The following is a 23,372-nucleotide window of genomic DNA, read 5'->3' on the forward strand; positions in this document are numbered from 1 at the left end:
AAATAATCAAAAAAATAATCAAAAAAATAATCAAAAAAATAATCAAAAAAATAATCAAAAAAAGCAATCAGGGGATAATCAATAAAAAAGGGGGTCAATCTTTTAAAAAGGGCATGAAGCGTTCAGGCATTGGGGAAGCGATTTGATAGATCGCTCCTTTAAATTCAAACTCTAAACTAGCGGCATGGAGCATGAGGGTTGGGGCGTTATTTTCACGCTTTAATTGAAGGTATTCTCTAGCGTTTTCATCTGCCACCCCATAAAGCCCCTCACCCACGATCCTGTGATTCATACTGCTTAAATGCAAGCGGATCTGGTGCGTGCGCCCGGTGAGTGGGGTGATTTTGAGTAAGCTTATATCCAAAAAAGGGTTATAGCTTAAAGGCTCAACAAGCGTGATTGAAGGCTTGCCTAAAGGAGAAATTTGAGATCGAATGCGCAAGTCTTTTTGAATGTTTTGTGGCGTTAGAATGGGTTTGTCTATTTTCATGCTTTTTTCAACCAACCCATGCGCTAGCGCTAAATAAGTTTTTTTCACTTTTTTTTGCATGAAAAGCACTTTTAAATCCTTAGTGCTTTGTAAGGTCTTGCCCGCTAAAACCAACCCGCTCGTTTCATAGTCTAGCCTGTGGGCTGGGTGGGCGTTTTTGCCCAAATGAGATTGGATGCAATCTAATAAACTTTCATGGTAAAAATAGCCTTTAGGGTGGGTATAGACTTGAGCGGGTTTGTCAAATGCGCCAAAATCCTTAGTCTCAAAAACAAGCTTTTCTTGTTTTTCATTGGGCTTGAAATAAATCAAGCGAACGACCCCTTGAATCATTTGAGATTTACGCACGGCTTGTTGGTTTTGTTTTAAGCGTTGCTTGTCAAGGTGGCGTTGGGCTTCTTTTAAAGAGCATTTTAAAACATCGCGCACCAAAAACAAGGCTTTGGTGGGTTTTAAAATTTCAAATTCTTCTTCAACAAAAGGCACTACAACAAACTTTTAACAAACATTTTAGGCTCATTAGAACACTCATCTAATTCCACGCTAAAAAGCACGCTCACCTTTTCACCCGCTTTCAAAAACCGCTCAGCGTTAAAATAAATCGCCTCTTTGACGCATTCTTTATCCTTAAAACGCAAAACCTGGTGGCTTTCTTTAATGATTTTTTCTTCTATGACTTCTAAATTTTTTGCTTGGAATAGGGGTTCAGGGTTTTCTTGCCCATAAGGTTCGCCCATCTCTATAATCTCTAAAAGCTCTCTGTCAATGTCTTTTAATTTGAGCGTTAAAGGGGGTTCTGTTTCACAAAAAGGCAAGACTTTAAAATCAAAATTTTCTAAAGTTTCAAAGAGCGAGACGATATTGTTTTTTCCAACGCTCAGCCCGCAAGCTTGCCTATGCCCTCCATAGCCGAGCAATAAAGAAGAAACCCCATTCAAAGCGTCAATCAAGTCAATATTTGGAGAGCTACGAGCGCTCCCTTTATACACCCCTTCTTTAAAGGTAAAAACCAGGCTTGGTTTTTGAGTGGCTTCCACTAATTTTGAAGCCACGATCCCCAGCACGCCCTCATGCCAATTATCTTTAAAAGCGACGATAATTTTTTCTCCAACCATCGCATGCTTAAAGGCTTCTTCAAAAACCTGCTGTTGGATCATTTTACGCTTCAAATTGCATGCTTTCAAGCGTTCATACAAAGAATAGCTATCTTGAAAATTATTCGCGCTTAAAAAATCTAAAGCCATTTTAGCGTCTTGCATGCGCCCTGCGGAGTTGATTAAGGGGGCGATGTTGAAAGAAATATCGCTCGCTTTTAAAGAGCGTTTTCTAAAAACTTCTCTTTGGCGTAAAAACCCCATCGCCCCTAAGGATTCTTTTTGCAAAAAATACAAGGCTTTAGAAACTAAAAAGCGGTTAAAAAAAGTCAAAGGCATCATATCAGCAATAGTCGCCACGCCCGCTAAGCACAATAACTCACTAGAATGGCTTTTTTCTTTTCCTAAAAGCTGATGGATCCCATAGCATAGATAAAACGCTACCAACGCCCCGCACACTTCCTTTTGGATAAAATCACAATCCGGTTGCTTGGAGTTGATCACCGCATAGGCGTCTGGAATTTTATCATGGTGTAAGCAATGGTGATCGGTGATGATTAGGGTGTAGTTTTTTTCTTTACAAAATCGCGCGGCTTCAAAGGCGTTAATCCCGTTATCCACCGTGATGATTAAAGGGGCGTGGTGTTTTTCTAAAAATTTTTTAGAAATCCCATAGCCATCCATGAAGCGATTAGGGATTGCAATGCGGACATGCTTATAGTTTAGGCTTTCAAAAAATTTTGCCATGATAGCAGAGCTAATCACGCCGTCAGCGTCATAATCGCCCACCACTAAAATTTCTGTGTTTGCGCGCATGGCTTCTATGATTTTGAGTGCGGCTTTTTTCAAGTCTTTAAATAAAAAGGGGCTAGGAAACCCTTTTTCATTATAGGCGATAGAAGTCATGCGCTCTTTGATTTGAGCTTTAAGCTTTTGTTTCATTTGTTAGATTAGGATTTAGAAAGAGCGCTCTTAATGAAATCCAAAATAATAGGGTTAGGGCTTTGCAACCTGGAGGTGAATTCCGGGTGGAATTGCACCCCCACAAAGAACGGGTGATCTTCTAATTCAATCGCTTCAATCAAATGATTCGCTCCAAAACCCACCACCTTCAAGCCCTTATTTTCCCATTCTTGGCGGTATTTGGGGTTGATTTCATAACGATGGCGGTGTCTTTCTTTAATGTTAGGCTTTTTATAAGCTTTTTCTAACAAGCTATTAGGCATGATTTCGCATTCGTATTCCCCTAATCGCATGGTGCCTCCTAAAGGCGAATTATAGGTACGCACCTGTTTTTGGTGGTTTTGATCCATAAAATCTCCAATCAAATACACCACAGGGTATTCGCAGCGTTGGTTAAACTCCGTAGAGTTAGCCCCTTTTAAACCCAAAACATTGCGGCAAAATTCAACGATCGCTAATTGCATGCCCAAACAAATCCCTAAAAAGGGGAGTTTTTCTAACCTAGCCCTTTGAATGGCGCAAATTTTTCCTTCAATCCCCCTTTCTCCAAAGCCCCCCGGCACTAAAATCGCATCAACGCCCTCTAAATCAGTCTTTTCATTAAAATTCTCGCTATCCAGCCATTCAATATTGACTTGCGTATCCAAATGCGCCCCCGCATGGATTAGGGCTTCAATCAAGGATTTATAAGATTCTTTTAAGCTTAAATACTTGCCCACAAAACCAATTTTGACTTTGTGTTTAGGAGCGATAATCTTTTCTACTAAAGTGTTCCAAGCCGCCATTTTGGGGTGTAGTTTATTCAAATTAAAGCGTCTGGCAATGGGGGTTAAAATGCCTTCTTGCAAGAAAAGAATAGGGCATGCGTAAATGCTTTTAGTGTCTGTGGCCACAATCACGCTGTCTTGCTCCACATCGCAACTCAAAGCGATTTTCTTTTTCAATTCTTTATCCAAAGGCTTAGGCGATCGCGCCAAAATGATTTGAGGGGTTACACCAAGACGCCTTAATTCCTGGACGGAATGTTGCGTGGGTTTGGTTTTTAATTCGTTAGTGGTTTGGATATAGGGGATCAAGGTTACATGCACATTGATGACTTTTTCATTCCCTAATTCCAGTTTAAGCTGGCGGATCGCTTCCAAATAAAACATGCCCTCCATATCGCCCACGGTTCCGCCCACTTCCACGATTAAAAAATCCAACCCCTTAGCCGCGCTTTTAATGCGCCTTTTGATTTCATCGGTTACATGGGGGACGATTTGAATGGTTTTGCCTAAATATTCCCCTTTCCTTTCATTTTCTATCACGCTTGAAAAAATCTGCCCGGTGGTGAAATTATTCAACCTCGTTAAATTCCTGTTCAAAAAGCGTTCATAATGCCCGATGTCTAAATCCGTTTCAGCGCCATCGCTAGTAACAAACACTTCCCCATGCTCTAAAGGACTCATGGTGCCTGGATCAATATTAATATAAGGATCAATCTTCAAAATAGAAACCTGGTAATTGCAATGCTGCAAAAGCGTAGCGATTGAAGAAGATGAAATCCCTTTCCCTAGAGAGCTTAACACGCCCCCTGTAACGAATATAAATTTGGCTCTATCCATAAGTTATTGCGTTCCTTTGATTTTTACTTCTTAAAATTGTAGTCTAAAAAGGGTTAAAAAGCTTTAAAAGAGGGCAAAAATTAAAGCGATTTCAAAAAAAAAAAAAAACAATTTCAGTTTCTTATTAGTTAGGTTTGATTAAAATGAAAAGCTTTTATGCGTTTAAACTTCATTGTCTTAAAACTTTTAAGAGCGATTTTAAAATTCGTTGGCGTATAATATAAGTTTTGAATTAACTACTAGAAGGGTTTTAAATAATGGCTGAAAATTCTTTCAAAAATGTTTCCACACAACCCAAACCATTTTTCTTATTACCAGTTAAAACCCTGTTTCTTTTAGGGGGTATTTTTAGTGTATTTTTTATCCTTATTGCTGGCTTGGTTTTTTTTGATTACGCCAATTCAATGGATAATGCCATTTTTAATTTCGCGCGTTCAACCCCCTTTAATTCCAGCCCTATTTTAACTCTAATCCTCCAAAATATCGCCCGTTTAGGCTCTTCTCAATTCGTGTTGCCTTTGAGCTTGTTGGTGGGGGTGTTTTTAAGCCTTTATCGCAGAAATTTAGTGCTTGGGGTGTGGTTTGTGCTAAGCGTGATCTTATTTGAAGCCCTTTTAGAATCTTTAAAACACCTTTTTTTGCATTCTGTTCAATGGCTTTCGCACAGCGCTAATTTCCCTAGTGCTATTGTGCTTTCTTTAGCCCTTTTTTATGGGTTGCTTGTTTTATTGATACCCCATTTGATCACGCATCAAATATTTCAAAACATTCTCTCTTATAGCTTGCTTGGTTTGATTCTTTTAATAAGCTTAGTGCTGATTGTTTTAGGGGTGTCTTTTAGCAGTGTTTTAGGAGGGTTTTGTTTAGGGGCGTTAGGGGCTTGTTTTTCCATAGGGATTTATTTGAGTGTGTTCCAAAAGATCTAAGCGAACGGCTTAAAAGAATGAAAATTTTATCAAGGTTTTAATATTGGATTTAAAGGTATTATTGCAACGGATTGTTGATTTTTTCATCAAGCTCAATAAAAAGCAAAAAATCGCCCTGATCGCAGCGGGGGTTTTGATCACCGCTTTGCTTGTGTTTTTATTGCTCTATCCCTTTAAAGAAAAAGACTACGCGCAAGGGGGTTATGGGGTTTTATTTGAAAGATTGGATTCTAGCGATAACGCTTTAATCTTGCAGCACCTCCAGCAAAACCAAATCCCTTATAAAGTCTCCAAAGACGACACCATTCTTATCCCTAAAGATAAAGTGTATGAAGAAAGGATCACTTTGGCTTCTCAAGGGATCCCTAAAACGAGTAAAGTGGGCTTTGAAATCTTTGACACTAAAGACTTTGGGGCGACTGATTTTGATCAAAATATCAAACTCATTCGCGCCATTGAGGGGGAATTGTCGCGCACGATTGAAAGTTTAAACCCCATTTTGAAAGCCAATGTGCATATTGCAATCCCTAAAGACAGCGTGTTTGTGGCTAAAGAAGTCCCTCCTAGCGCTTCGGTGATGCTCAAACTCAAGCCTGACATGAAGCTTTCACCCACTCAAATTTTAGGGATTAAAAATTTAATCGCTGCAGCTGTGCCTAAACTCACGATAGAAAATGTGAAAATCGTGAATGAAAACGGCGAATCAATAGGCGAAGGCGATATATTAGAAAACTCCAAAGAATTGGCCCTAGAGCAATTGCATTACAAACAAAATTTTGAAAACATTTTAGAAAATAAGATCGTCAATATTTTAGCCCCTATTGTGGGGGGTAAAAACAAGGTGGTCGCAAGGGTCAATGCGGAGTTTGATTTCAGCCAAAAGAAAAGCACCAAAGAGACTTTTGATCCCAATAATGTCGTAAGAAGCGAGCAAAATTTAGAAGAGAAAAAAGAAGGCACTCCTAAAAAACAAGTCGGCGGCGTGCCGGGAGTTGTGAGCAATATCGGGCCTGTGCAAGGATTGAAGGACAATAAAGAGCCAGAAAAATACGAAAAGTCTCAAAACACGACCAATTATGAAGTGGGTAAAACCATTAGCGAGATCAAGGGCGAGTTTGGCACTTTAGTGCGTTTGAATGCGGCGGTTGTGGTGGATGGCAAGTATAAAATCGCTCTTAAAGATGGGGCAAACGCTTTAGAATACGAGCCTTTGAGCGATGAATCGCTTAAAAAAATCAACGCCCTAGTGAAACAAGCCATTGGCTATAATCAAAATAGAGGCGATGATGTGGCGGTGAGCAATTTTGAGTTTAACCCTATGGCGCCCATGATTGATAACGCTACTTTGAGCGAAAAAATCATGCACAAAACTCAAAAAATCTTAGGCTCATTCACGCCTTTAATCAAGTATATTTTAGTGTTTATAGTGCTATTTATTTTCTATAAAAAAGTGATTGTGCCTTTCAGCGAACGCATGCTAGAAGTGGTGCCTGATGAAGATAAGGAAGTGAAATCCATGTTTGAAGAAATGGATGAAGAAGAAGATGAATTGAACAAACTGGGCGATTTGAGGAAAAAAGTAGAAGATCAATTAGGGCTTAATGCAACCTTTAGCGAAGAAGAAGTAAGATACGAAATTATTTTAGAAAAGATTAGAGGGACCCTTAAAGAACGCCCTGATGAAATCGCCATGCTCTTTAAACTCCTAATCAAAGATGAAATCTCTTCAGACAGCACGAAAGGTTAAAAGATAGAAGGTTAAAAATGGCAACCAAGCTTACCCCCAAACAAAAGGCTCAATTAGACGAACTTTCCATGAGTGAAAAAATCGCTATTTTACTCATTCAAGTGGGCGAAGACACCACAGGCGAGATTTTAAGGCATTTAGACATTGACTCCATTACAGAGATTTCTAAGCAAATCGTGCAATTAAACGGCACGGACAAGCAAATCGGCGCGGCGGTTTTAGAGGAATTTTTTGCGATCTTTCAGTCTAACCAATACATCAATACCGGCGGTTTAGAATACGCTAGAGAGCTTTTAACCAGGACTTTAGGGAGTGAAGAAGCCAGGAAAGTGATGGACAAGCTCACTAAAAGCTTGCAAACGCAAAAAAACTTCGCTTATTTAGGCAAAATCAAGCCCCAACAACTCGCTGATTTCATCATTAACGAACACCCTCAAACCATTGCCTTGATTTTAGCCCACATGGAAGCCCCTAATGCGGCTGAGACTTTGAGCTATTTCCCTGATGAAATGAAAGCGGAAATCTCCATTAGAATGGCGAATTTAGGCGAAATATCGCCCCAAGTGGTTAAAAGGGTTTCCACGGTGTTAGAAAACAAACTAGAATCGCTCACTAGTTATAAAATTGAAGTGGGTGGCTTAAGAGCGGTGGCTGAAATCTTTAACCGCTTAGGCCAAAAGAGCGCTAAAACCACACTCGCTCGCATTGAAAGCGTGGATAACAAGCTCGCCGGCGCGATTAAAGAAATGATGTTCACTTTTGAAGACATTGTGAAATTGGATAATTTCGCCATCAGAGAGATTTTGAAAGTAGCGGACAAAAAAGACTTGTCTTTAGCCTTAAAAACTTCCACGAAAGATTTAACCGATAAATTCTTAAACAACATGAGTAGTAGGGCCGCAGAGCAATTTGTGGAAGAAATGCAGTATTTAGGGGCGGTTAAAATCAAAGATGTGGATGTGGCCCAAAGAAAGATCATTGAAATCGTGCAGAGCTTGCAAGAAAAAGGCGTGATCCAAACCGGTGAAGAGGAAGATGTCATTGAATAGCCGTAAAAACTTGATCCAAAAAGACCATTTGAATAAGCATGACATTCAAAAATACGAATTTAAGAGCATGGCAAACTTACCCCCTAAAACCAATCCTAATGGCGCGTCTTTAGAAACGCCTAACCACCCCCAAGAGCCTTTGGAAAAAAAAGCGATAGAAAACGATTTAATTGATTGCTTATTAAAAAAAACCGACGAGCTTTCAAGCCATTTGGTGAAATTGCAAATGCAATTTGAAAAAGCCCAAGAAGAGAGCAAAGTTTTGATTGAAAACGCTAAAAACGATGGCTATAAAATCGGCTTTAAAGAGGGCGAAGAAAAAATGCGTAACGAACTCACTCACAGCGTGAATGAAGAAAAAAACCAGCTTTTGCATGCGATCACCGCTTTAGATGAAAAAATGAAAAAATCAGAAGATCATTTAATGGCCTTAGAAAAGGAACTGAGCGCGATTGCGATAGATATTGCCAAAGAAGTGATCCTTAAAGAAGTGGAAGACAACAGCCAAAAAGTGGCCCTTGCTTTGGCTGAAGAGCTTTTAAAAAACGTTTTAGACGCAACGGATATTCATTTAAAAGTCAATCCCTTGGATTACCCTTATTTAAACGAGCGTTTGCAAAACGCTTCCAAAATCAAATTGGAGAGCAATGAGGCTATTTCTAAAGGAGGCGTTATGATCACTAGCTCTAACGGGAGCCTTGATGGGAATTTGATGGAGCGCTTTAAAACGCTCAAAGAAAGCGTGTTGGAAAATTTTAAGGTGTGATTTTGCAAAATAAAACTTTTGATTTAAACCCTAATGATATTGCAGGCTTGGAGTTGGTGTGTCAAACGCTGCGGAGTCGTATTTTAGAGGTGGTGAGCGCTAATGGGGGGCATTTAAGCTCTTCTTTAGGGGCTGTGGAGCTGATTGTGGGCATGCATGCCTTATTTGATTGCCAAAAAAACCCTTTCATTTTTGACACTTCGCACCAAGCTTACGCTCACAAGCTTTTAACCGGGCGCTTTGAAAGCTTTAGCACTCTAAGGCAATTTCAAGGTTTGAGCGGCTTTACTAAACCCAGCGAGAGCGCATACGATTATTTCATCGCCGGGCATAGTTCCACTTCGGTGTCCATAGGCGTGGGAGTGGCTAAAGCTTTTTGTTTGAAACAGGCGTTAGGCATGCCTATCGCTTTATTAGGCGATGGGAGCATTAGCGCGGGGATTTTTTATGAAGCCTTAAACGAACTGGGCGATAGGAAATACCCCATGATCATGATTTTGAACGATAATGAAATGAGTATCAGCACGCCTATTGGCGCTTTATCCAAAGCCCTTAGCCAGCTGATGAAGGGCCCGTTTTATCAGTCTTTCCGCTCTAAAGTCAAAAAAATTTTAAGCACCTTACCTGAAAGCGTGAATTACTTAGCGAGTCGCTTTGAAGAATCTTTCAAACTCATCACCCCAGGCGTGTTTTTTGAAGAATTGGGCATTAACTATATAGGGCCTATTAATGGGCATGATTTGAGCGCGATTATTGAAACCTTAAAATTAGCCAAAGAGCTTAAAGAACCGGTGCTAATCCATGCACAAACCTTAAAAGGCAAAGGCTATAAGATCGCTGAAGGGCGCTATGAAAAATGGCATGGGGTGGGGCCTTTTGATTTGGATACCGGCTTGTCTAAAAAATCCAAAAGCGCGATTTTATCGCCCACTGAAGCGTATTCTAACACCCTTTTAGAATTAGCCAAGAAAGATGAAAAAATCGTAGGCGTAACTGCGGCGATGCCTAGCGGCACAGGGTTAGACAAACTTATTGACGCTTACCCTTTGCGCTTTTTTGATGTCGCTATCGCCGAACAACACGCCCTAACTTCTAGCAGCGCTATGGCTAAAGAGGGGTTTAAACCTTTTGTGAGTATCTATTCTACTTTTTTACAGAGGGCTTATGATTCCATTGTGCATGACGCTTGCATTTCTAGCCTACCGATTAAATTAGCCATTGATAGGGCTGGGATTGTGGGCGAAGATGGCGAGACGCACCAAGGGCTTTTAGACGTGTCGTATTTGCGCTCTATCCCTAACATGGTCATTTTTGCCCCACGAGACAATGAGACTTTAAAAAACGCCGTGTATTTTGCTAATGAGCATGATTCAAGCCCTTGCGCGTTCCGCTACCCTAGGGGGTCGTTTGCACTAAAAGAGGGGGTTTTTGAGCCTAGCGGTTTTGTTTTGGGGCAAAGCGAATTGCTGAAAAAAGAGGGCGAAATTTTACTCATAGGCTATGGTAATGGCGTGGGACGGGCGCATTTGGTCCAACTGGCTTTAAAAGAAAAAAACATAGAATGCGCGCTCTTGGATCTCAGGTTTTTAAAGCCCTTAGATCCAAATTTAAGCGCGATTATTGCCCCTTATCAAAAGCTCTATGTTTTTAGCGATAATTACAAGCTTGGGGGGGTAGCTAGTGCGATTTTAGAGTTTTTGAGCGAACAAAATATTTTAAAGCCTGTTAAAAGCTTTGAAATCATGGATGAATTTATCATGCATGGGAACACCGCTTTAGTGGAAAAATCCTTAGGCTTAGACACAGAGAGTTTGACTGACGCTATTTTAAAAGATTTAGGACAAGAGAGATGAAATCAAAAGTGCCAATGAAAAATATCCGTAATTTTTCCATTATCGCTCACATTGACCATGGTAAAAGCACTTTAGCGGATTGTTTGATCGCTGAATGCAACGCTATCAGTAACAGAGAAATGAAGAGCCAAGTGATGGACACTATGGATATTGAAAAAGAAAGGGGCATTACGATTAAGGCTCAAAGCGTGCGCTTGAATTACACTTTTAAGGGGGAGAATTATGTTTTAAACCTCATTGACACCCCAGGGCATGTGGATTTTAGTTATGAAGTGTCTCGCTCTTTGTGTTCGTGCGAAGGGGCGTTATTGGTGGTGGATGCCACTCAAGGCGTGGAAGCGCAAACCATTGCCAACACTTATATCGCTTTAGATAACAATTTAGAGATTTTACCGGTGATCAATAAAATTGATTTGCCTAATGCGAATGTTTTAGAAGTCAAACAGGATATAGAAGACACGATAGGGATTGATTGCTCTAATGCTAATGAAGTGAGCGCTAAAGCTAAGCTTGGCATTAAAGATTTGTTAGAAAAAATCATTACCACCATTCCTGCCCCTAGCGGTGATCCTAATAATCCTTTAAAAGCGCTCATTTATGATTCATGGTTTGACAATTATTTAGGGGCGTTAGCACTAGTGCGTATCATGGATGGGAGCATCAACACCGAGCAAGAAATTTTAGTGATGGGGACGGGTAAAAAACATGGCGTTTTAGGGCTATACTACCCTAACCCTTTGAAAAAAATCCCCACCAAGAGTTTAGAATGCGGCGAGATTGGCATTGTGAGTTTGGGGCTAAAGAGCGTTACGGATATTGCAGTGGGTGATACGCTCACAGACGCTAAAAACCCTACCCCTAAACCCATTGAGGGCTTTATGCCGGCCAAACCCTTTGTTTTTGCGGGGCTTTACCCTATAGAAACGGACCGGTTTGAAGATTTAAGAGAAGCGCTATTGAAACTCCAGCTTAACGATTGCGCTTTAAATTTTGAGCCTGAAAGCTCTGTGGCGCTTGGCTTTGGCTTTAGGGTGGGCTTTTTAGGGTTATTGCACATGGAAGTGATCAAAGAAAGGCTGGAAAGGGAATTTGGCCTTAATTTAATCGCTACCGCTCCCACGGTGGTGTATGAAGTGCATCTAACGGATAATAGCATCAAATATGTCCAAAACCCTAGCGAATTGCCCCCTGAAAATTATATCGCTTGCATCAAAGAGCCTTTTGTGAGGGCGACAATCATCACGCCGAGTGAATTTTTGGGTAATTTAATGCAGTTATTGAACAATAAAAGAGGCATTCAAGAAAAAATGGAATATTTAAACCAATCTCGTGTCATGCTCACTTATTCCTTGCCGAGCAATGAAATTGTGATGGATTTTTATGACAAGCTCAAATCTTGCACGAAAGGGTATGCGAGCTTTGATTATGAGCCGATAGAAAACAGAGAGGCTCATTTGGTGAAGTTAGATGTGAGGGTAGCAGGCGATGTGGTGGATGCGCTTTCTATCATTATAGATAAAAACAAGGCGTATGAAAAGGGGCGAGCTTTAGTGGAAACGATGAAAGAGCTTATCCCAAGACAGCTTTTTGAAGTCGCTATCCAAGCGAGCGTAGGCAATAAAATCATCGCCAGAGAGACGATCAAATCTGTCGGTAAGAATGTAACGGCTAAGTGCTATGGGGGCGATATTACACGAAAAAGAAAACTTTTAGAAAAGCAAAAAGAGGGTAAGAAACGCATGAAAGCTATCGGTAAGGTGGAACTTCCCCAAGAAGCGTTTTTAGCGATATTAAAGATTGATTAGGGCGTTGCTAAGTCTATGGCAAAACATAGAAATTATGAAATTTTAAATCTCATAGGCTATGCTTTGGCAAAATTTGATAATGACTTTATTAAAGAATTTGGTTTTTCTACTAAAAACGCTTTTTTTGAATATTGCGTCCAAATCGGCTTGGCTGAAACGACTGGCGTTATCAAAAATCGCATGGATTTATTTGATTATTTTTTTCCTAACAAACGCAAAGGTTGGTGGCAAAAAGGCGATGCATATATCCATAGAAAATTATGGATTGATAGCTTGTTTAAAGATGAAGATGCTAAAGGTTTTAGCCATATTGTGAAATTATTTTTACAAGAACAATATGGCATTCAACTAGACATTACCCCTAACGCTTACCTTAAAACTCGTTATAAAAGCATGCAAGAAACAGGCTTAGAGGCAGAGTTGTATTTTTTAAACCACTATAAAAATATAGAAGTGTTTTCTTGTGGGAGTTTAAAAGACATGCGTCTTTTTGGCGATGGGTATGACTTCTACATTCAAACCAACAAGCAGGCGTTTTTAGTGGAAGTTAAGGGGATTAGAGAAAAGCAAGGGGCATTGAGATTGACCCAAAAAGAATACGAACAAGCACAAGCGTATAGCCATGATTATGTGCTTGTAGTGGTATTGAATTTGAGTGAAAAACCCTATCTTTTATCTATCGCTAACCCCTTAAAGCATTTAGAATTTAAGGCATGTGAAAGAAAGCAAAAAAGCATTTTAGAATACCATTTAATAGGGCAAATAAAATAACTTTGAATTTTACAGGGGGCTATAGGAGTGGGGTTCAAATTGATAGGAATGCCCCTAAACGCACTTACAAATACACCAAAAAAGATTGCGATTTGATTTTAGGGATAGACACTCGCACGAGCGAATGCTATATTATCCCTATTGAAGACACACAAGAATGGGGCAACACAAAGAGCTTGTCGCAACTCCAACACTATAAAGAGAATTGGCAAATTTTGATTGACTTGGCGTTGGAGTAAGAATATAAAACTACATTCACAAACAAGAAAAAAGATCTCTTTAGATATAGTGTTGGTTATGCCAAAAAGATAAAATCAAATTGGACTTAAAAAATAAAAGCTCTCGCTCACACACCGCCTATACCAGCGCTTTAAAGAATGACTTGCTCTTACACCCTAATTTAGTGGAAGCAGAAAGAAAATTTTTACAAGCTTTTAAAATGGCTCTATCTTAAAATGGACGCTGATAGTCAAGTGGGTAATCAAAAAGCTTGATTGGGGCGATAAAAACATTAAGGGAATTAGAAACCAAGCCGACACTCTCTAATCATTACGGAGACGGCACCAACTATAGCGTCTCAAACCTTAATGAGAATATCCTGCCACAAACGAGCTTAAAACGCAAGAGCCATAACAAGAAAAATGGGGGCGTTTGCTTACAGAATACCACAATAAAGAGCGTTTTAAACAACAAACGAAATAATTAAAATTGAATCATTGTTGAGTAGTTAGCGGCTATAAAGAGAAGCTTGCGTTACCGTCTACTTTGCAAGCGATTACAAAAGAAAAGGCATTTAATTCTTTAAACTCTTTTAAAACTAATGCTATACAAAAAAGATTAACAAGGCTTTTAAAAAGCATCATTAGGGAGTTAAGGTATCGTAAAAACCCTCCTATGGATTTTAAAATCGCCAAAAGTCTAAGCTTTTGTAGCGAGTTTGTTGATCGCTTCAGCGTTCATGTCATCTTGATGGGTTTTTAGCACTTTAGAATACATGTCCAAAAAGCGGTTGATTTCAATCAAAGCGCTCATTTCACGCACCGCATTGACATTGCTTTTTTCTAGCATGGATTGCCTTAACGCGCCAGAGTCAGAGACTTGATGGATGCCTTCGCCCTGATAGGTATAAAGGTTTTGCCCTATTTTTTTAAGGTTTTTTGGTTCGCTAAAACTCACTAAAGCCAACGCACCCGCTTGAATTTGGGCTTCATTATCCCTAAAAGTGATTCCGCCATTTTGATCCACTTCAATTTCAGCGTTAGGCATGAGCATGATCCCTCCCTTTTCGTTCAAGCCAGAGCGTGAAAGCACCTTAAAGCCATTAAGGGTTACCAAAAAGCCGTCTTTATCAACGCTGAAATGCCCGTCTCTGGTATAAGCGACGCCCTCATTAGTTTGTATCGCAAAATAGAGGTTAGGGCTTGTTAGAGCAAAATCTAGGGGGTTATTCGTCCCTTCAAACGCGCCAAGACTCCTATCGGTATAGATTTCTGAAAGGATAGGCACACGATTGAGATTGCGGTTGAGATACTTTGCGCTCGCTTTGGTTTGATCTTCTAAGGGCAGTTGCTCTCGGTATTCTTGGTAAAGCCTTAAAAAATCGCCTGTAATCGCATCGTCTCTTTTAAAGCCGTTGGTGTTTAGGTTGGCCAAATTATTAGAGGTTAAATCCAAGCGGTTAAATTGTGTCGCCATTGCTCCCGTGGCCGCATAATACCCATTTTGCATGCAAATAATCCTTTTAAAAGAAAAATTATAGCAAAAATCAAATGAAAACTAAGATTTACTCCAAATAGGTTTTTTTAGGGAATATGATAACCATAACCATAAAGATAACAATACTCAACATGACATAGCCCACAAACCCCGCTTCAAAACCATGTTGTTTGAACTGCAACGCTACATAACTCGCGCTCCCTCCAAAAAGCGCATTGGCGATCGCATAGGCTAGACCCACGCCAAGCGCTCGCACATGTTCAGGGAATAATTCCGCCTTAATAACCCCAGCAATGCAAGTGTAAAAACTCATCGCGCTCAATGCGAGTATTTCATAAAATAGGGCTTCATACACGCCAGTGGCATGCTTGATGCCATAAAAGACAACAGGCGTTACAATAAGCCCTGTGATCGCAAAAACCATCAGCATTTGGGTGCGTTTGATTTTATCCGCAAGCATCCCGCATAAGGGTTGTAAGAAGATGAAATAAGAGAGTGCTAAAAGCATGATGAAACTGCTTTCTTTAGGGCTAAACGATGAGCTGTTGGTTAAAAAGATTTTTAAATACACCGTAAAAGTGTAAAAACACAAACTCCCTCCCATAGTTAGCCCAAAGACTATCATTAAGGCTTTTTTATGGTGGAGCAATTCCTTTAAACTGCCCCTTTGGGTTTCTTTTACATTATTTATATTAGTCTCTTTTTGGGGAGTCGCTTCATTATCCATAGTTTCTTCCATGATATTTCTCAAAAAGAGCGAGAGTAAGGCTAATATACCCCCTAAAGCGAATAAATAACGCCAAGCGAACGCGCTGATTTGCTCATGCGTGTAAATGTTTTCAACGATAAAGAGCGAAAAAATAGCTAAGAGTTGCCCTCCAACTAAAGTTACATATTGAAAAGAGCCATAAAAACCTTTTTTGCCATTCTTGCCTAATTCAGAGAGGTAAGTGGCGACCACGCCATATTCGCCTCCCACGCTAAAGCCCTGTAAAAGCCTGGCTAACAATAAAAACAAAAACGCCCATTCCCCTACGATTTCTTTAGTGGGGAGCAATGCGAGCATGAAAGAGCCTAACGCCATAAGGATAATGGAATACACCATAGAAGTTTTACGCCCCTTTTTATCCCCCAATTTACCAAAAAACAAACTCCCCAAAGGGCGCATGAAAAACCCTAGCATGAAAACCAAAAAAGCTGAGATGAGCGCTAAAGTGGGGTCGTTAGTGTGGGTAAATTCCTTAGCGAAATAAGGGGCAAGGAACGCATAAGCGTAAAAGTCATACCATTCCACTAAATTACCTGAACTAGCGGCTAAAAGGGATTTTAAGGGTTTTTTAGTGGTTGGTTGGATCTGGGGGTTCATGGCTATCCTTGAACATGAAATTTTTAGGTAATTTTACTAGGAGTTAGGGAAACCACAGATAATATTTGATTAATGGGTTAAAGGTTGGTGCCGTTTGTATCATTGAGAAAAGTTTTTGTTTTTAATGAAGCGTTGGTGATAAAATCTAAAAAATACGCAAAGGCATTTTTAAAATCAACCATAAAAAGCTTGCAAAAAGCAGGCGGTAACTTTTTAAAGCGGTTTTTTAGGGGACTTAGTTGGGGTTTTTAGGGGAGAATGATTTCAAAATAGCCTCTATCCCCTTAAGAAAATGAATTTTAAAATAAAACTATTAAATAAAGTTTAAAAAATTTTAAAAATTAAAAATAATATTTTTATTACCAACATTTAATGAAAACAAAGCCTAAAAGTTTTGCAAAATCTCTCTGTTGCCTTTGGCGTTTCTTGGGGATAGAAAGCCTTGAGCTTCTAATTCGTCAGTAATGGTGGCGGCTTGGTTGTAGCCGATTTTTAATTGGCGTTGTAAAAAGCTCGTAGAAGTGATCTTTTTTTCCAAAATCACCGCTTTAGCCCTTTCTAGAATGTCATCGCCTTGATAATTAGACGAATCTAAAGGCATGCGCGATTCTTCTAGCAAGAAATCTTTATCGTATTGTACTTCTTTTTGGGCTTTAATAAAATCCACGATTTTTTTGATTTCATCTTCAGTGGCAAAGGGGGCATGCAAGCGCACTAACCCGTTTGTTCCTGGGGGAGTAAAGAGCATATCGCCTCTTCCTAACAAGCTTTGCGCCCCATCGGTGTCTAAAATCACTTTAGAATCAATTTTAGTGCCTACCCTAAAACTCACCCTTGAAGGCAAGTTGGTTTTAATCAAGCCGGTTACGACATCCACGCTTGGGCGTTGGGTCGCTACAATGAGGTGCAAGCCGCTCGCTCGCCCCATTTGAGCGATTCTAGCGATAGGAAACTCCGCTTCTTTGCCCCCTGTCATCATCAAATCCGCTAATTCATCAATCACCACAATCAAATAGGGGAACGCTTCAACGCCGTTATTTGGGGCTTGCTCGTTATAGGAATCAATGGTTTTAACCTTGTATTCGCTCATTAAAGAATATCGGCGTTCCATTTCTTTAGCCACGCTTTGCAAAGCCCCGATAGCTTTTTTAGGGTCGGTGATAATGGGCGTGAGTAAATGAGGGATGTCCGCATAAATGCTAAATTCTACCATTTTGGGATCGATCATCACTAATTTGAGTTGATCGGGGGGGTTTTTATAAAGTAAGGATAAAATCATCGCATTCACGCCCACGCTCTTACCGCTTCCTGTCGTGCCGGCGATGAGCAAGTGGGGGAGCTTTTTTAAATCCGTGATGAAAGGGTTACCCACAATGTCTTTGCCTAAAGCTAGAGTTAGAGGCGAGCTGGATTTTTGAAACAATTCGCTCTCTAGAATTTCTCTTAAATAAATAATTTGGCTTTGGCTGTTAGGGATTTCAATGCCAACGACATCTTTACCTTTAATAGGGGCTTGAATGCGAATGGATTCAGCGCATAAAGTCATCGCTAAATCATCGCTCAAGCCTAAAATACGGCTCACCTTAACGCTAGGGGCTGGGCGGAATTCAAAAGTGGTTACAATAGGGCCTGAATAAGTGCGGATAATATCGCCATCAATTTTAAAGGTGCGCAGTTTGCTCAATAAATCCTGGATTTTTTGGTCAATCTCGTTTTCGTCTAAAGAAGTGTCTTTCAAACAAACCGCATTCAATAATTGCGTTGTGGGAAGCTCATAATCTTTGGGTTTTTGCACTTCGCCATAATCTAACCCGTCTAATATCTCTTTATTTTCGCTCAATTCTTTAACCATAACGGGTTTTTTAGCGCTTGTGGGGGTTAGTGGGCTAAAGCTTGGAGCGTTCTCTGTTTCTCTTTTTTCTTCTTTTAGATTTTCTTTTTCTTCTATATTTTCTTTTAGATTTTCTTTTTGTGGGTTTTCTTGTGGGTTTTCTTCTTTTATGGGGTGGTTTGGGGTTTTAGGGTTTTGTGTTTTGTTGTCATTTTCTGTGTTGGGTGTGGATATGGGCATGATAGGTTTGAGTGTGGTGGGCGTTTCTTTTTTTAGCGTGGGTTCTCTTTCTTTGGTTTCTTGTTGGGGTTCTAAAGTGGGGTTAGTCAAGTCATCAAATCGGTTTTTTTTAGGGTAAATGGTGTAATGAGTGGGGGGGTGTGGGGAAATTTGAACCAAGCCTTCTTGCGGTTCTGAATCGTTTAAAGTCGTGTTATAGGGGGTAGGGATCGCTAAAAACGATTCTTCGTTAGGGGGTTTGTGGTTTTCATTAATGGGGTTTTCTTTGAGGTTTTCTTTTTCTTTGTCGTTGTTGGTTTCTTTTTTTTGAGTGTCTGATGGGGTGTTTTCAAAACCCTCTTTTTTCAGGCTAAAATTAGGGTTAAAGGCCTGTAAGCATTGTTTGTAAATCTCTTTTAAAAGGTTTTGTGTTTTGTTCATATAAGGATAAAAAACGCTCTTAGGGGGCAGTTTGAATAAAATCAAATAAGAAATAACTACCATAAGCATTATCAGCGCATAAAGCCCAAAGTCCCCTATAAAAGGGCGTAAAAACAAACGCGCGCTGTTGCCGATTTCCCCTTGATTCAATAGGCTAGATTGCAAAAAGAGCAAAGATAAAATGCCTAATAGATGCCCTAAAGTTTTTTCTAAAACGATTTCTGTAAAAGGGTTTTTAGCCTTGTATAAAAGGAATAAAACCCACGCTAAATAGGGTAAGTTGATGAATGAAAGATACCCAAAATATTTTTTATTGAGTGCGGCAAACCACACCCCAAAACGCCCCACTAAACCGCTATTACCCAGCCATGAAGATAGGGTTAAAAACGCTAATAAAACCCCTATGATTAAAGCCAAGTAAAGTTTTTTAGATTTCATCGGTTGCACATGTCTTTAAAAGAGCAGTATTCACAATCTTTAACCTCTAAAGTTTTTTCAAAATCAATTTCTTGCTTGAGCTTGGGGATAAGAGAAAATTCCAAATGATCCATTTTAGCCTGCAAAACAAGCTCGTCTTCTTCTACTAGTTCGCCCTTTCTTAAATCATAAAAAAAGGCTTTTATAGGCTCTTTGTAACCCAGATTTTTAAGGGCAAACGCATAGATGGCCATTTGGTAATCGGTGCTGATTTGAGCGATTTCTATGGGGCTTAAGCCTCCTCTTTGTGTTTTACTCATGTTGTCTAATTTCAAATCGCTTTTGAATTTGTAATCCAATAAAATAATCTCATTGTCAGCCGTTTTGTCAATCCTGTCTATGCGCCCTTTAAACATAACGCCTTGAATAATCGTTTCAAAGCTTTTTTCAAGATCAAGAATGGTGATTTCTGTATTAAAGCGTTCTTTTTCTTTAAGATAAAAAGCCTGGATTTTTTTGAGCGCTACAAGAGTGTCTAAACGCTCTTTAGGGGTAATGTTTTCTCTTGTTTCTAAGAGCCAAATGAGTCTCTCTTCTAATACATAAGGGTTTTTGTCTTTTTCATAAGCTTCTTTTAAAAGTTCATGGAGCAAACTGCCCACAGTGCCATTGCTTTCGTCTTTAGGAGTTTCTTTAAAGCGCTTCATGTAGTGGTAGTAAAAACGGCGCTTGCAAGTTAAAAAAGCGTTTAATGAGCTAGCGCTAAAGCTAAAATCTTTAGGGATAGCGGCTTTGATTTCTTCTTCTTGGTAGTCTTTTAAAGGGGCTGTTGCAAAAAGCGTGTAAGCGTCTTTGATAGGCTCTATATGCAAATTTAATTCCAAAAGCATGTTAGAGGCTTTTGAAGTTTCGCTCTCTATATAAGAAAGCGTTATTTCTTTAGAGTTTTTAAAGAGCTGGTAGTAATAGTGTTTTTGCAAATTTTTCTTATCCAATAAAGTGGGGAGGTTGAGCGATTTCCTTAAAGCAGAGTTCAAAAACAAATCGCAATCTTTAAGGCTTGGCACACAAGTTTCATTGAAATCTACAATAACGATTTTATCAAATTGCATGCCCCTTGTTTCTAAAGTGTCCATGACTCGTATTTTGCCCCCGCTAGAATCGTCTAAGCGGAAATTGGCTTCAAATTCTTGCAAATACAAATGCAATAAATCTTTAAGGCTGTAGTTTTTAAGCGTGTCTTTTAAAAGATGATACTGGTGCATGATTTGAGAATGCACTTCTTTCAAGGGTGCTTTTTCTTTAGAGCTTTGTTGTTCTAAAAGCGGGAGCGTAAGGTTTTCCAAATCCAATAAAGGCGATGCGCTCAAATCAAAACCGCTTTTTTGTAAATCTTCTAAGATTTTGACAAGCTCTGTATAATAAGGGCTGTTTTTAGCCCCTAATCCCATCGCAAAATTCAAATTGTTGTTTTTGTCTAAAAGTTTTAAAAAAGGTAAAAAATCCGCATTGGGCGTGATGATCGCCATTTTATTAGGGTCGTTATCTTTTTGCAAATATTCTTCTATGGTTTGTAAAACTAAAGCGCCTTGTTTTAAATAACTGGAGTTAGCATAAAGCTTTGGCTCTATTTTTTGGCGCTTGGGTGTCTGAGAAAGGATCTTTTGGGTTTTAAAATCAATGGAATAATCGCAATCCGTCTCTAACTTGAGATTCAAAAATTCCAAGAATTTTTGGTTGTATTTATCGCAAGATAAGTGTAAAGTGATAGGCACTAACTCCGTCACTTCTAATAGGCATTGCCTTTCAAAAACGCTCATAAAACCGTCTAAATGCCATTCAATGGAGGAAAAATGCTCAAAAAATTCTTTTAAAATGGTGGGCTTTTCTTGCATGATTTTGTCATAAAAGCCTAATTCTTCTAGCTTTTTAATGTAACGATCATAAATCATTTCTAAGACTTCTAAATGCTTTTCATAATCCAAGTAAATGTCCTTAGAAGAAAGTTCATTGAGTTTGATACAAGCAGAACTTAACTCATCAAACAAATCAAACAAAAAAGAAGTGCTTTCCAAATACCCTAAAAAGCTGTTTTCAAAAAGTAAAAGCCCTTCAAGAATGGATTTTTTTTCTTTAGCGATAGCCTTAATGGTGTCTATCATTAAAATTTGGCGCGTGCTGTTAGGGATTTTCTTTTTATTAGGGATATAAAAAGCCTGTTCAAAAAAATTCCCCATGCTCATTGCGTTAGGCAAAAACCCTTCGCCTTGCTCTAAATAGAAATGTTTTAAACGCCTGGTGGAGCTAAAAACAAACAAGGGGGATTTTTCTAAAAAAAGTTTTTCTAAGTTCATGCGTTGAGTAACCTTTTAGCTTGAGCGGTGATGTTTTCAACGCTAAAGCCAAATTTTTCAAAGAGTTTATCGCCCTTTGCTGAGCTCCCAAAAGAATCCATGCCAATGATTTTATCCGCAAAACGATACCACTCTATCGCACGGCTCGCTTCAATGACTAAGACTTTGCCCTTAAAGAGTTCTTTAAGATAGCTTTCATCTTGCTCTATCAATAAATCAAAGCATGGCGCGCTGATGACTTGCGTTTGGATATTTTCTCGCTCTAAAATTTTAGCGCTCTCTAAAGCTAAAGAGACCTCGCTCCCGCTCGCAACAAGCGTGATAATGGGATCTTTAGAATGGTGTTTAACATACGCCCCTTTTAAAACCTGTTCTTTAGAAACCTCATCAAGCACGGGTAAATTCTGGCGCGATAAAATAAGAGCGCTAGGAGCGTTCAAACTTAACGCTATTTGCATGCAAGCCGTATTTTCAAAAGCGTCGCTAGGCCTGAAAGCATAGAAGTTGGGCAAAGCGCGTAAATGGCTCAATTGCTCTATGGGTTGGTGCGTCGCCCCGTCTTCGCCCACGCCAATGCTGTCATGCGTGAAGATAAAAAGGGCTTTTAGTTTCATTAAAGCACTCAAACGCATGCTTGGCATTAAATAATCGCTAAACACAAAAAAGGTCGCGCAAAAAGGCACAAACAAGCCATACGCCGCTAAAGCGTTAGTGATAGCCCCCATGGCATGCTCTCTGATCCCAAAATGCAGGTTTTGCCCTAAAGGGAAATCGCCAGAATGTTTTAACTGCGTGTTATTAGACGGGGCTAAATCCGCGCTCCCTCCTAAAAAGCCCTCGCATTCTTTAGCGATAGCGTTTAAAATCATGCCGTTACTCACTCTCGTGGCTAGAGATTCGCCTTTTTTAAAGGCGGGGTAATGGATGGTGTTAAAATCAAAATTCTTTAACGCATGGATTTTTTCTTTTGTTTTAGGGCTTAAGGATTTTTCCCACAAGGCTTCTAAACTAACGCCCCTAACTTTCACTTCTTCAAAATGCATTTTGTTTTTTGGGCTGATTATAAAGCTTTCATCAGGATTGATTTGAGCGTTTTCTTTGGATTGTTTCAACACTTCTTTATTTAAAGGCGAGCCATGTGTTTTTTCACTTCCCTCTAAACCAATAGCCCCCTTACCAATGATCGTATGAGCGATTAAAAGCGTGGGTTTAGGGGATTTTTTGGCTTCTTCTAAAACATCATGAATCGCTTGATAGTCATGCCCATCGCATTCTAGCACTTCCCAATTTTGCGCTAAAAAACGCGTTTTAACCTGTTCGCTAAAACTAATATTAATAGCGCCTTCAATGCTGATTTGGTTGCTGTCATAAATCACAATGAGGTTGTTTAGGTTGAGGTGCCCGGCTAAAGAAGCGCTCTCATAACTAATGCCTTCTTGCAAATCCCCATCCCCACACAAGCAATAGACTTTATGAGAAATGGCTTGTTTATCCAAAAGGTTTTGAGCGTATTGACTCGCCATGCTAAAGCCCACAGCGTTAGCAAAACCTTGCCCCAAAGGGCCTGTGGTGATCTCAATGCCTTCGGTGTGGTGCAATTCGGGGTGTCCTGGTGTTTTAGAGTGTAATTGCCTGAAACGCTTTAAATCTTCTAAACTCAAATCAAAGCCCCACAAATGCAACAAACTATACGCTAATGCGCTCGCATGCCCTCCGCTAAAAACCAACCTGTCCCTATTGAGCCATTTAGGGTTGGTGGGGTTTATATTAAGGTGCAAGCTTAAAACCACCATCACATCGGCTAATCCCAAGCACACGCCCGGATGCCCGCTATTAGCCTTATCTATCATGTCTGCACATAAAAAACGAAGCGTGTTCGCCATGCTTTTTAATCGTTCTAAGTCAGCGTTACTCAATCGCATCAAATTTTTCCATTTTTAAGGTTTTTGAAAGCCATTTT

18 protein-coding genes are annotated in these 23,372 nt (G+C 39.7%); 10 read left to right on the top strand and 8 right to left on the bottom strand.

Features of this window, described 5'->3' with window-relative positions; genetic code table 11:
- Window positions 1-94: 94 nt before the first annotated feature.
- Genes EWZ81_RS03835 through pyrG form a run of 3 tightly spaced genes read right to left on the bottom strand, consistent with a single transcriptional unit; the run spans window position 95 to window position 4,151 of the window.
- Window positions 95-976 (bottom strand): pseudouridine synthase, encoded by an 882-nt coding sequence (locus EWZ81_RS03835; RefSeq protein WP_165549072.1) that lies wholly within the window; start codon window positions 974-976, stop codon window positions 95-97.
- Window positions 976-2,526, bottom strand: a complete 1,551-nt coding sequence (recJ, locus tag EWZ81_RS03840; RefSeq protein WP_165549073.1) for a single-stranded-DNA-specific exonuclease RecJ — start codon at window positions 2,524-2,526, stop codon at window positions 976-978. Before recJ ends, EWZ81_RS03835 begins: the two co-directional genes overlap by 1 nt.
- 8 nt (window positions 2,527-2,534) lie before the next feature.
- Window positions 2,535-4,151, bottom strand: a complete 1,617-nt coding sequence (gene pyrG, locus EWZ81_RS03845; protein WP_101003807.1) for a glutamine hydrolyzing CTP synthase — start codon at window positions 4,149-4,151, stop codon at window positions 2,535-2,537.
- A 257-nt stretch (window positions 4,152-4,408) separates the two neighbouring features.
- On the opposite strand from pyrG, the gene EWZ81_RS03850 reads away from it, so the two are divergent.
- The 10 genes from EWZ81_RS03850 (at window position 4,409) to EWZ81_RS03890 (ending at window position 13,774) form a co-directional block, all read left to right on the top strand.
- A complete protein-coding gene (locus EWZ81_RS03850; RefSeq protein ID WP_165549074.1) occupies window positions 4,409-5,077 on the top strand; it encodes a phosphatase PAP2 family protein in 669 nt (222 codons plus the stop codon).
- A gap of 43 nt (window positions 5,078-5,120) precedes the next feature.
- The gene (gene fliF / locus EWZ81_RS03855) at window positions 5,121-6,824 is read left to right on the top strand and encodes a flagellar basal-body MS-ring/collar protein FliF (RefSeq protein WP_165549075.1); all 1,704 of its coding nucleotides are present in this window, start codon (window positions 5,121-5,123) and stop codon (window positions 6,822-6,824) included.
- Between the two features lie 17 nt (window positions 6,825-6,841).
- Complete coding sequence (fliG, locus tag EWZ81_RS03860; RefSeq protein ID WP_000201863.1) at window positions 6,842-7,873, top strand: flagellar motor switch protein FliG; 1,032 nt, start codon at window positions 6,842-6,844, stop codon at window positions 7,871-7,873.
- Entirely contained in the window at window positions 7,860-8,639 is a 780-nt protein-coding gene (gene fliH, locus EWZ81_RS03865) for a flagellar assembly protein FliH (protein ID WP_079357355.1), read from the top strand. Before fliG ends, fliH begins: the two co-directional genes overlap by 14 nt.
- 2 nt (window positions 8,640-8,641) lie before the next feature.
- Window positions 8,642-10,492 carry a 1-deoxy-D-xylulose-5-phosphate synthase gene (dxs, locus tag EWZ81_RS03870; RefSeq protein ID WP_165549076.1) on the top strand — a complete coding sequence of 617 codons (1,851 nt, stop codon included), beginning with the start codon at window positions 8,642-8,644 and terminating at the stop codon, window positions 10,490-10,492.
- A 14-nt stretch (window positions 10,493-10,506) separates the two neighbouring features.
- Window positions 10,507-12,297 carry a translation elongation factor 4 gene (gene lepA / locus EWZ81_RS03875; RefSeq protein WP_165549094.1) on the top strand — a complete coding sequence of 597 codons (1,791 nt, stop codon included), beginning with the start codon at window positions 10,507-10,509 and terminating at the stop codon, window positions 12,295-12,297.
- 15 nt (window positions 12,298-12,312) lie between these two features.
- Window positions 12,313-13,068 carry a protein NO VEIN domain-containing protein gene (locus tag EWZ81_RS03880; protein WP_165549077.1) on the top strand — a complete coding sequence of 252 codons (756 nt, stop codon included), beginning with the start codon at window positions 12,313-12,315 and terminating at the stop codon, window positions 13,066-13,068.
- Between the two features lie 2 nt (window positions 13,069-13,070).
- Window positions 13,071-13,307, top strand: coding sequence for a hypothetical protein (locus EWZ81_RS03885; RefSeq protein WP_001011849.1), 237 nt, complete (start codon window positions 13,071-13,073; stop codon window positions 13,305-13,307).
- A gap of 80 nt (window positions 13,308-13,387) precedes the next feature.
- On the top strand, window positions 13,388-13,522 hold the full coding sequence (locus EWZ81_RS08605; RefSeq protein WP_268902998.1) for a hypothetical protein: 135 nt from the start codon (window positions 13,388-13,390) through the stop codon (window positions 13,520-13,522).
- A 36-nt stretch (window positions 13,523-13,558) separates the two neighbouring features.
- On the top strand, window positions 13,559-13,774 hold the full coding sequence (locus EWZ81_RS03890) for a hypothetical protein (RefSeq protein ID WP_165549078.1): 216 nt from the start codon (window positions 13,559-13,561) through the stop codon (window positions 13,772-13,774).
- Between the two features lie 212 nt (window positions 13,775-13,986).
- Here EWZ81_RS03890 and EWZ81_RS03895 read toward each other — a convergent pair whose 3' ends face one another.
- The 5 genes from EWZ81_RS03895 to tkt form a co-directional block, all read right to left on the bottom strand.
- Window positions 13,987-14,796 (bottom strand): flagellar hook-basal body protein, encoded by an 810-nt coding sequence (locus tag EWZ81_RS03895; RefSeq protein ID WP_001179179.1) that lies wholly within the window; start codon window positions 14,794-14,796, stop codon window positions 13,987-13,989.
- Window positions 14,797-14,851: 55 nt separating this feature from the next.
- Complete coding sequence (locus tag EWZ81_RS03900) at window positions 14,852-16,150, bottom strand: MFS transporter (RefSeq protein WP_165549079.1); 1,299 nt, start codon at window positions 16,148-16,150, stop codon at window positions 14,852-14,854.
- A 385-nt stretch (window positions 16,151-16,535) separates the two neighbouring features.
- Complete coding sequence (locus tag EWZ81_RS03905; RefSeq protein ID WP_165549080.1) at window positions 16,536-19,079, bottom strand: DNA translocase FtsK; 2,544 nt, start codon at window positions 19,077-19,079, stop codon at window positions 16,536-16,538.
- Window positions 19,076-21,412, bottom strand: a complete 2,337-nt coding sequence (gene addB / locus EWZ81_RS03910) for an ATP-dependent deoxyribonuclease AddB (protein ID WP_165549081.1) — start codon at window positions 21,410-21,412, stop codon at window positions 19,076-19,078. The genes EWZ81_RS03905 and addB overlap by 4 nt, the downstream gene beginning before the upstream one ends.
- Window positions 21,409-23,334: a transketolase gene (gene tkt, locus EWZ81_RS03915; protein ID WP_165549082.1), complete on the bottom strand. Its 1,926-nt coding sequence runs from the start codon at window positions 23,332-23,334 to the stop codon at window positions 21,409-21,411. The genes addB and tkt overlap by 4 nt, the downstream gene beginning before the upstream one ends.
- Between the last annotated feature and the right edge of the window lie 38 nt (window positions 23,335-23,372).

Origin of the sequence: Helicobacter pylori (genome assembly GCF_011140715.1) — a bacterium.
Classification (GTDB): Bacteria; Campylobacterota; Campylobacteria; order Campylobacterales; family Helicobacteraceae; genus Helicobacter; species Helicobacter pylori_DA.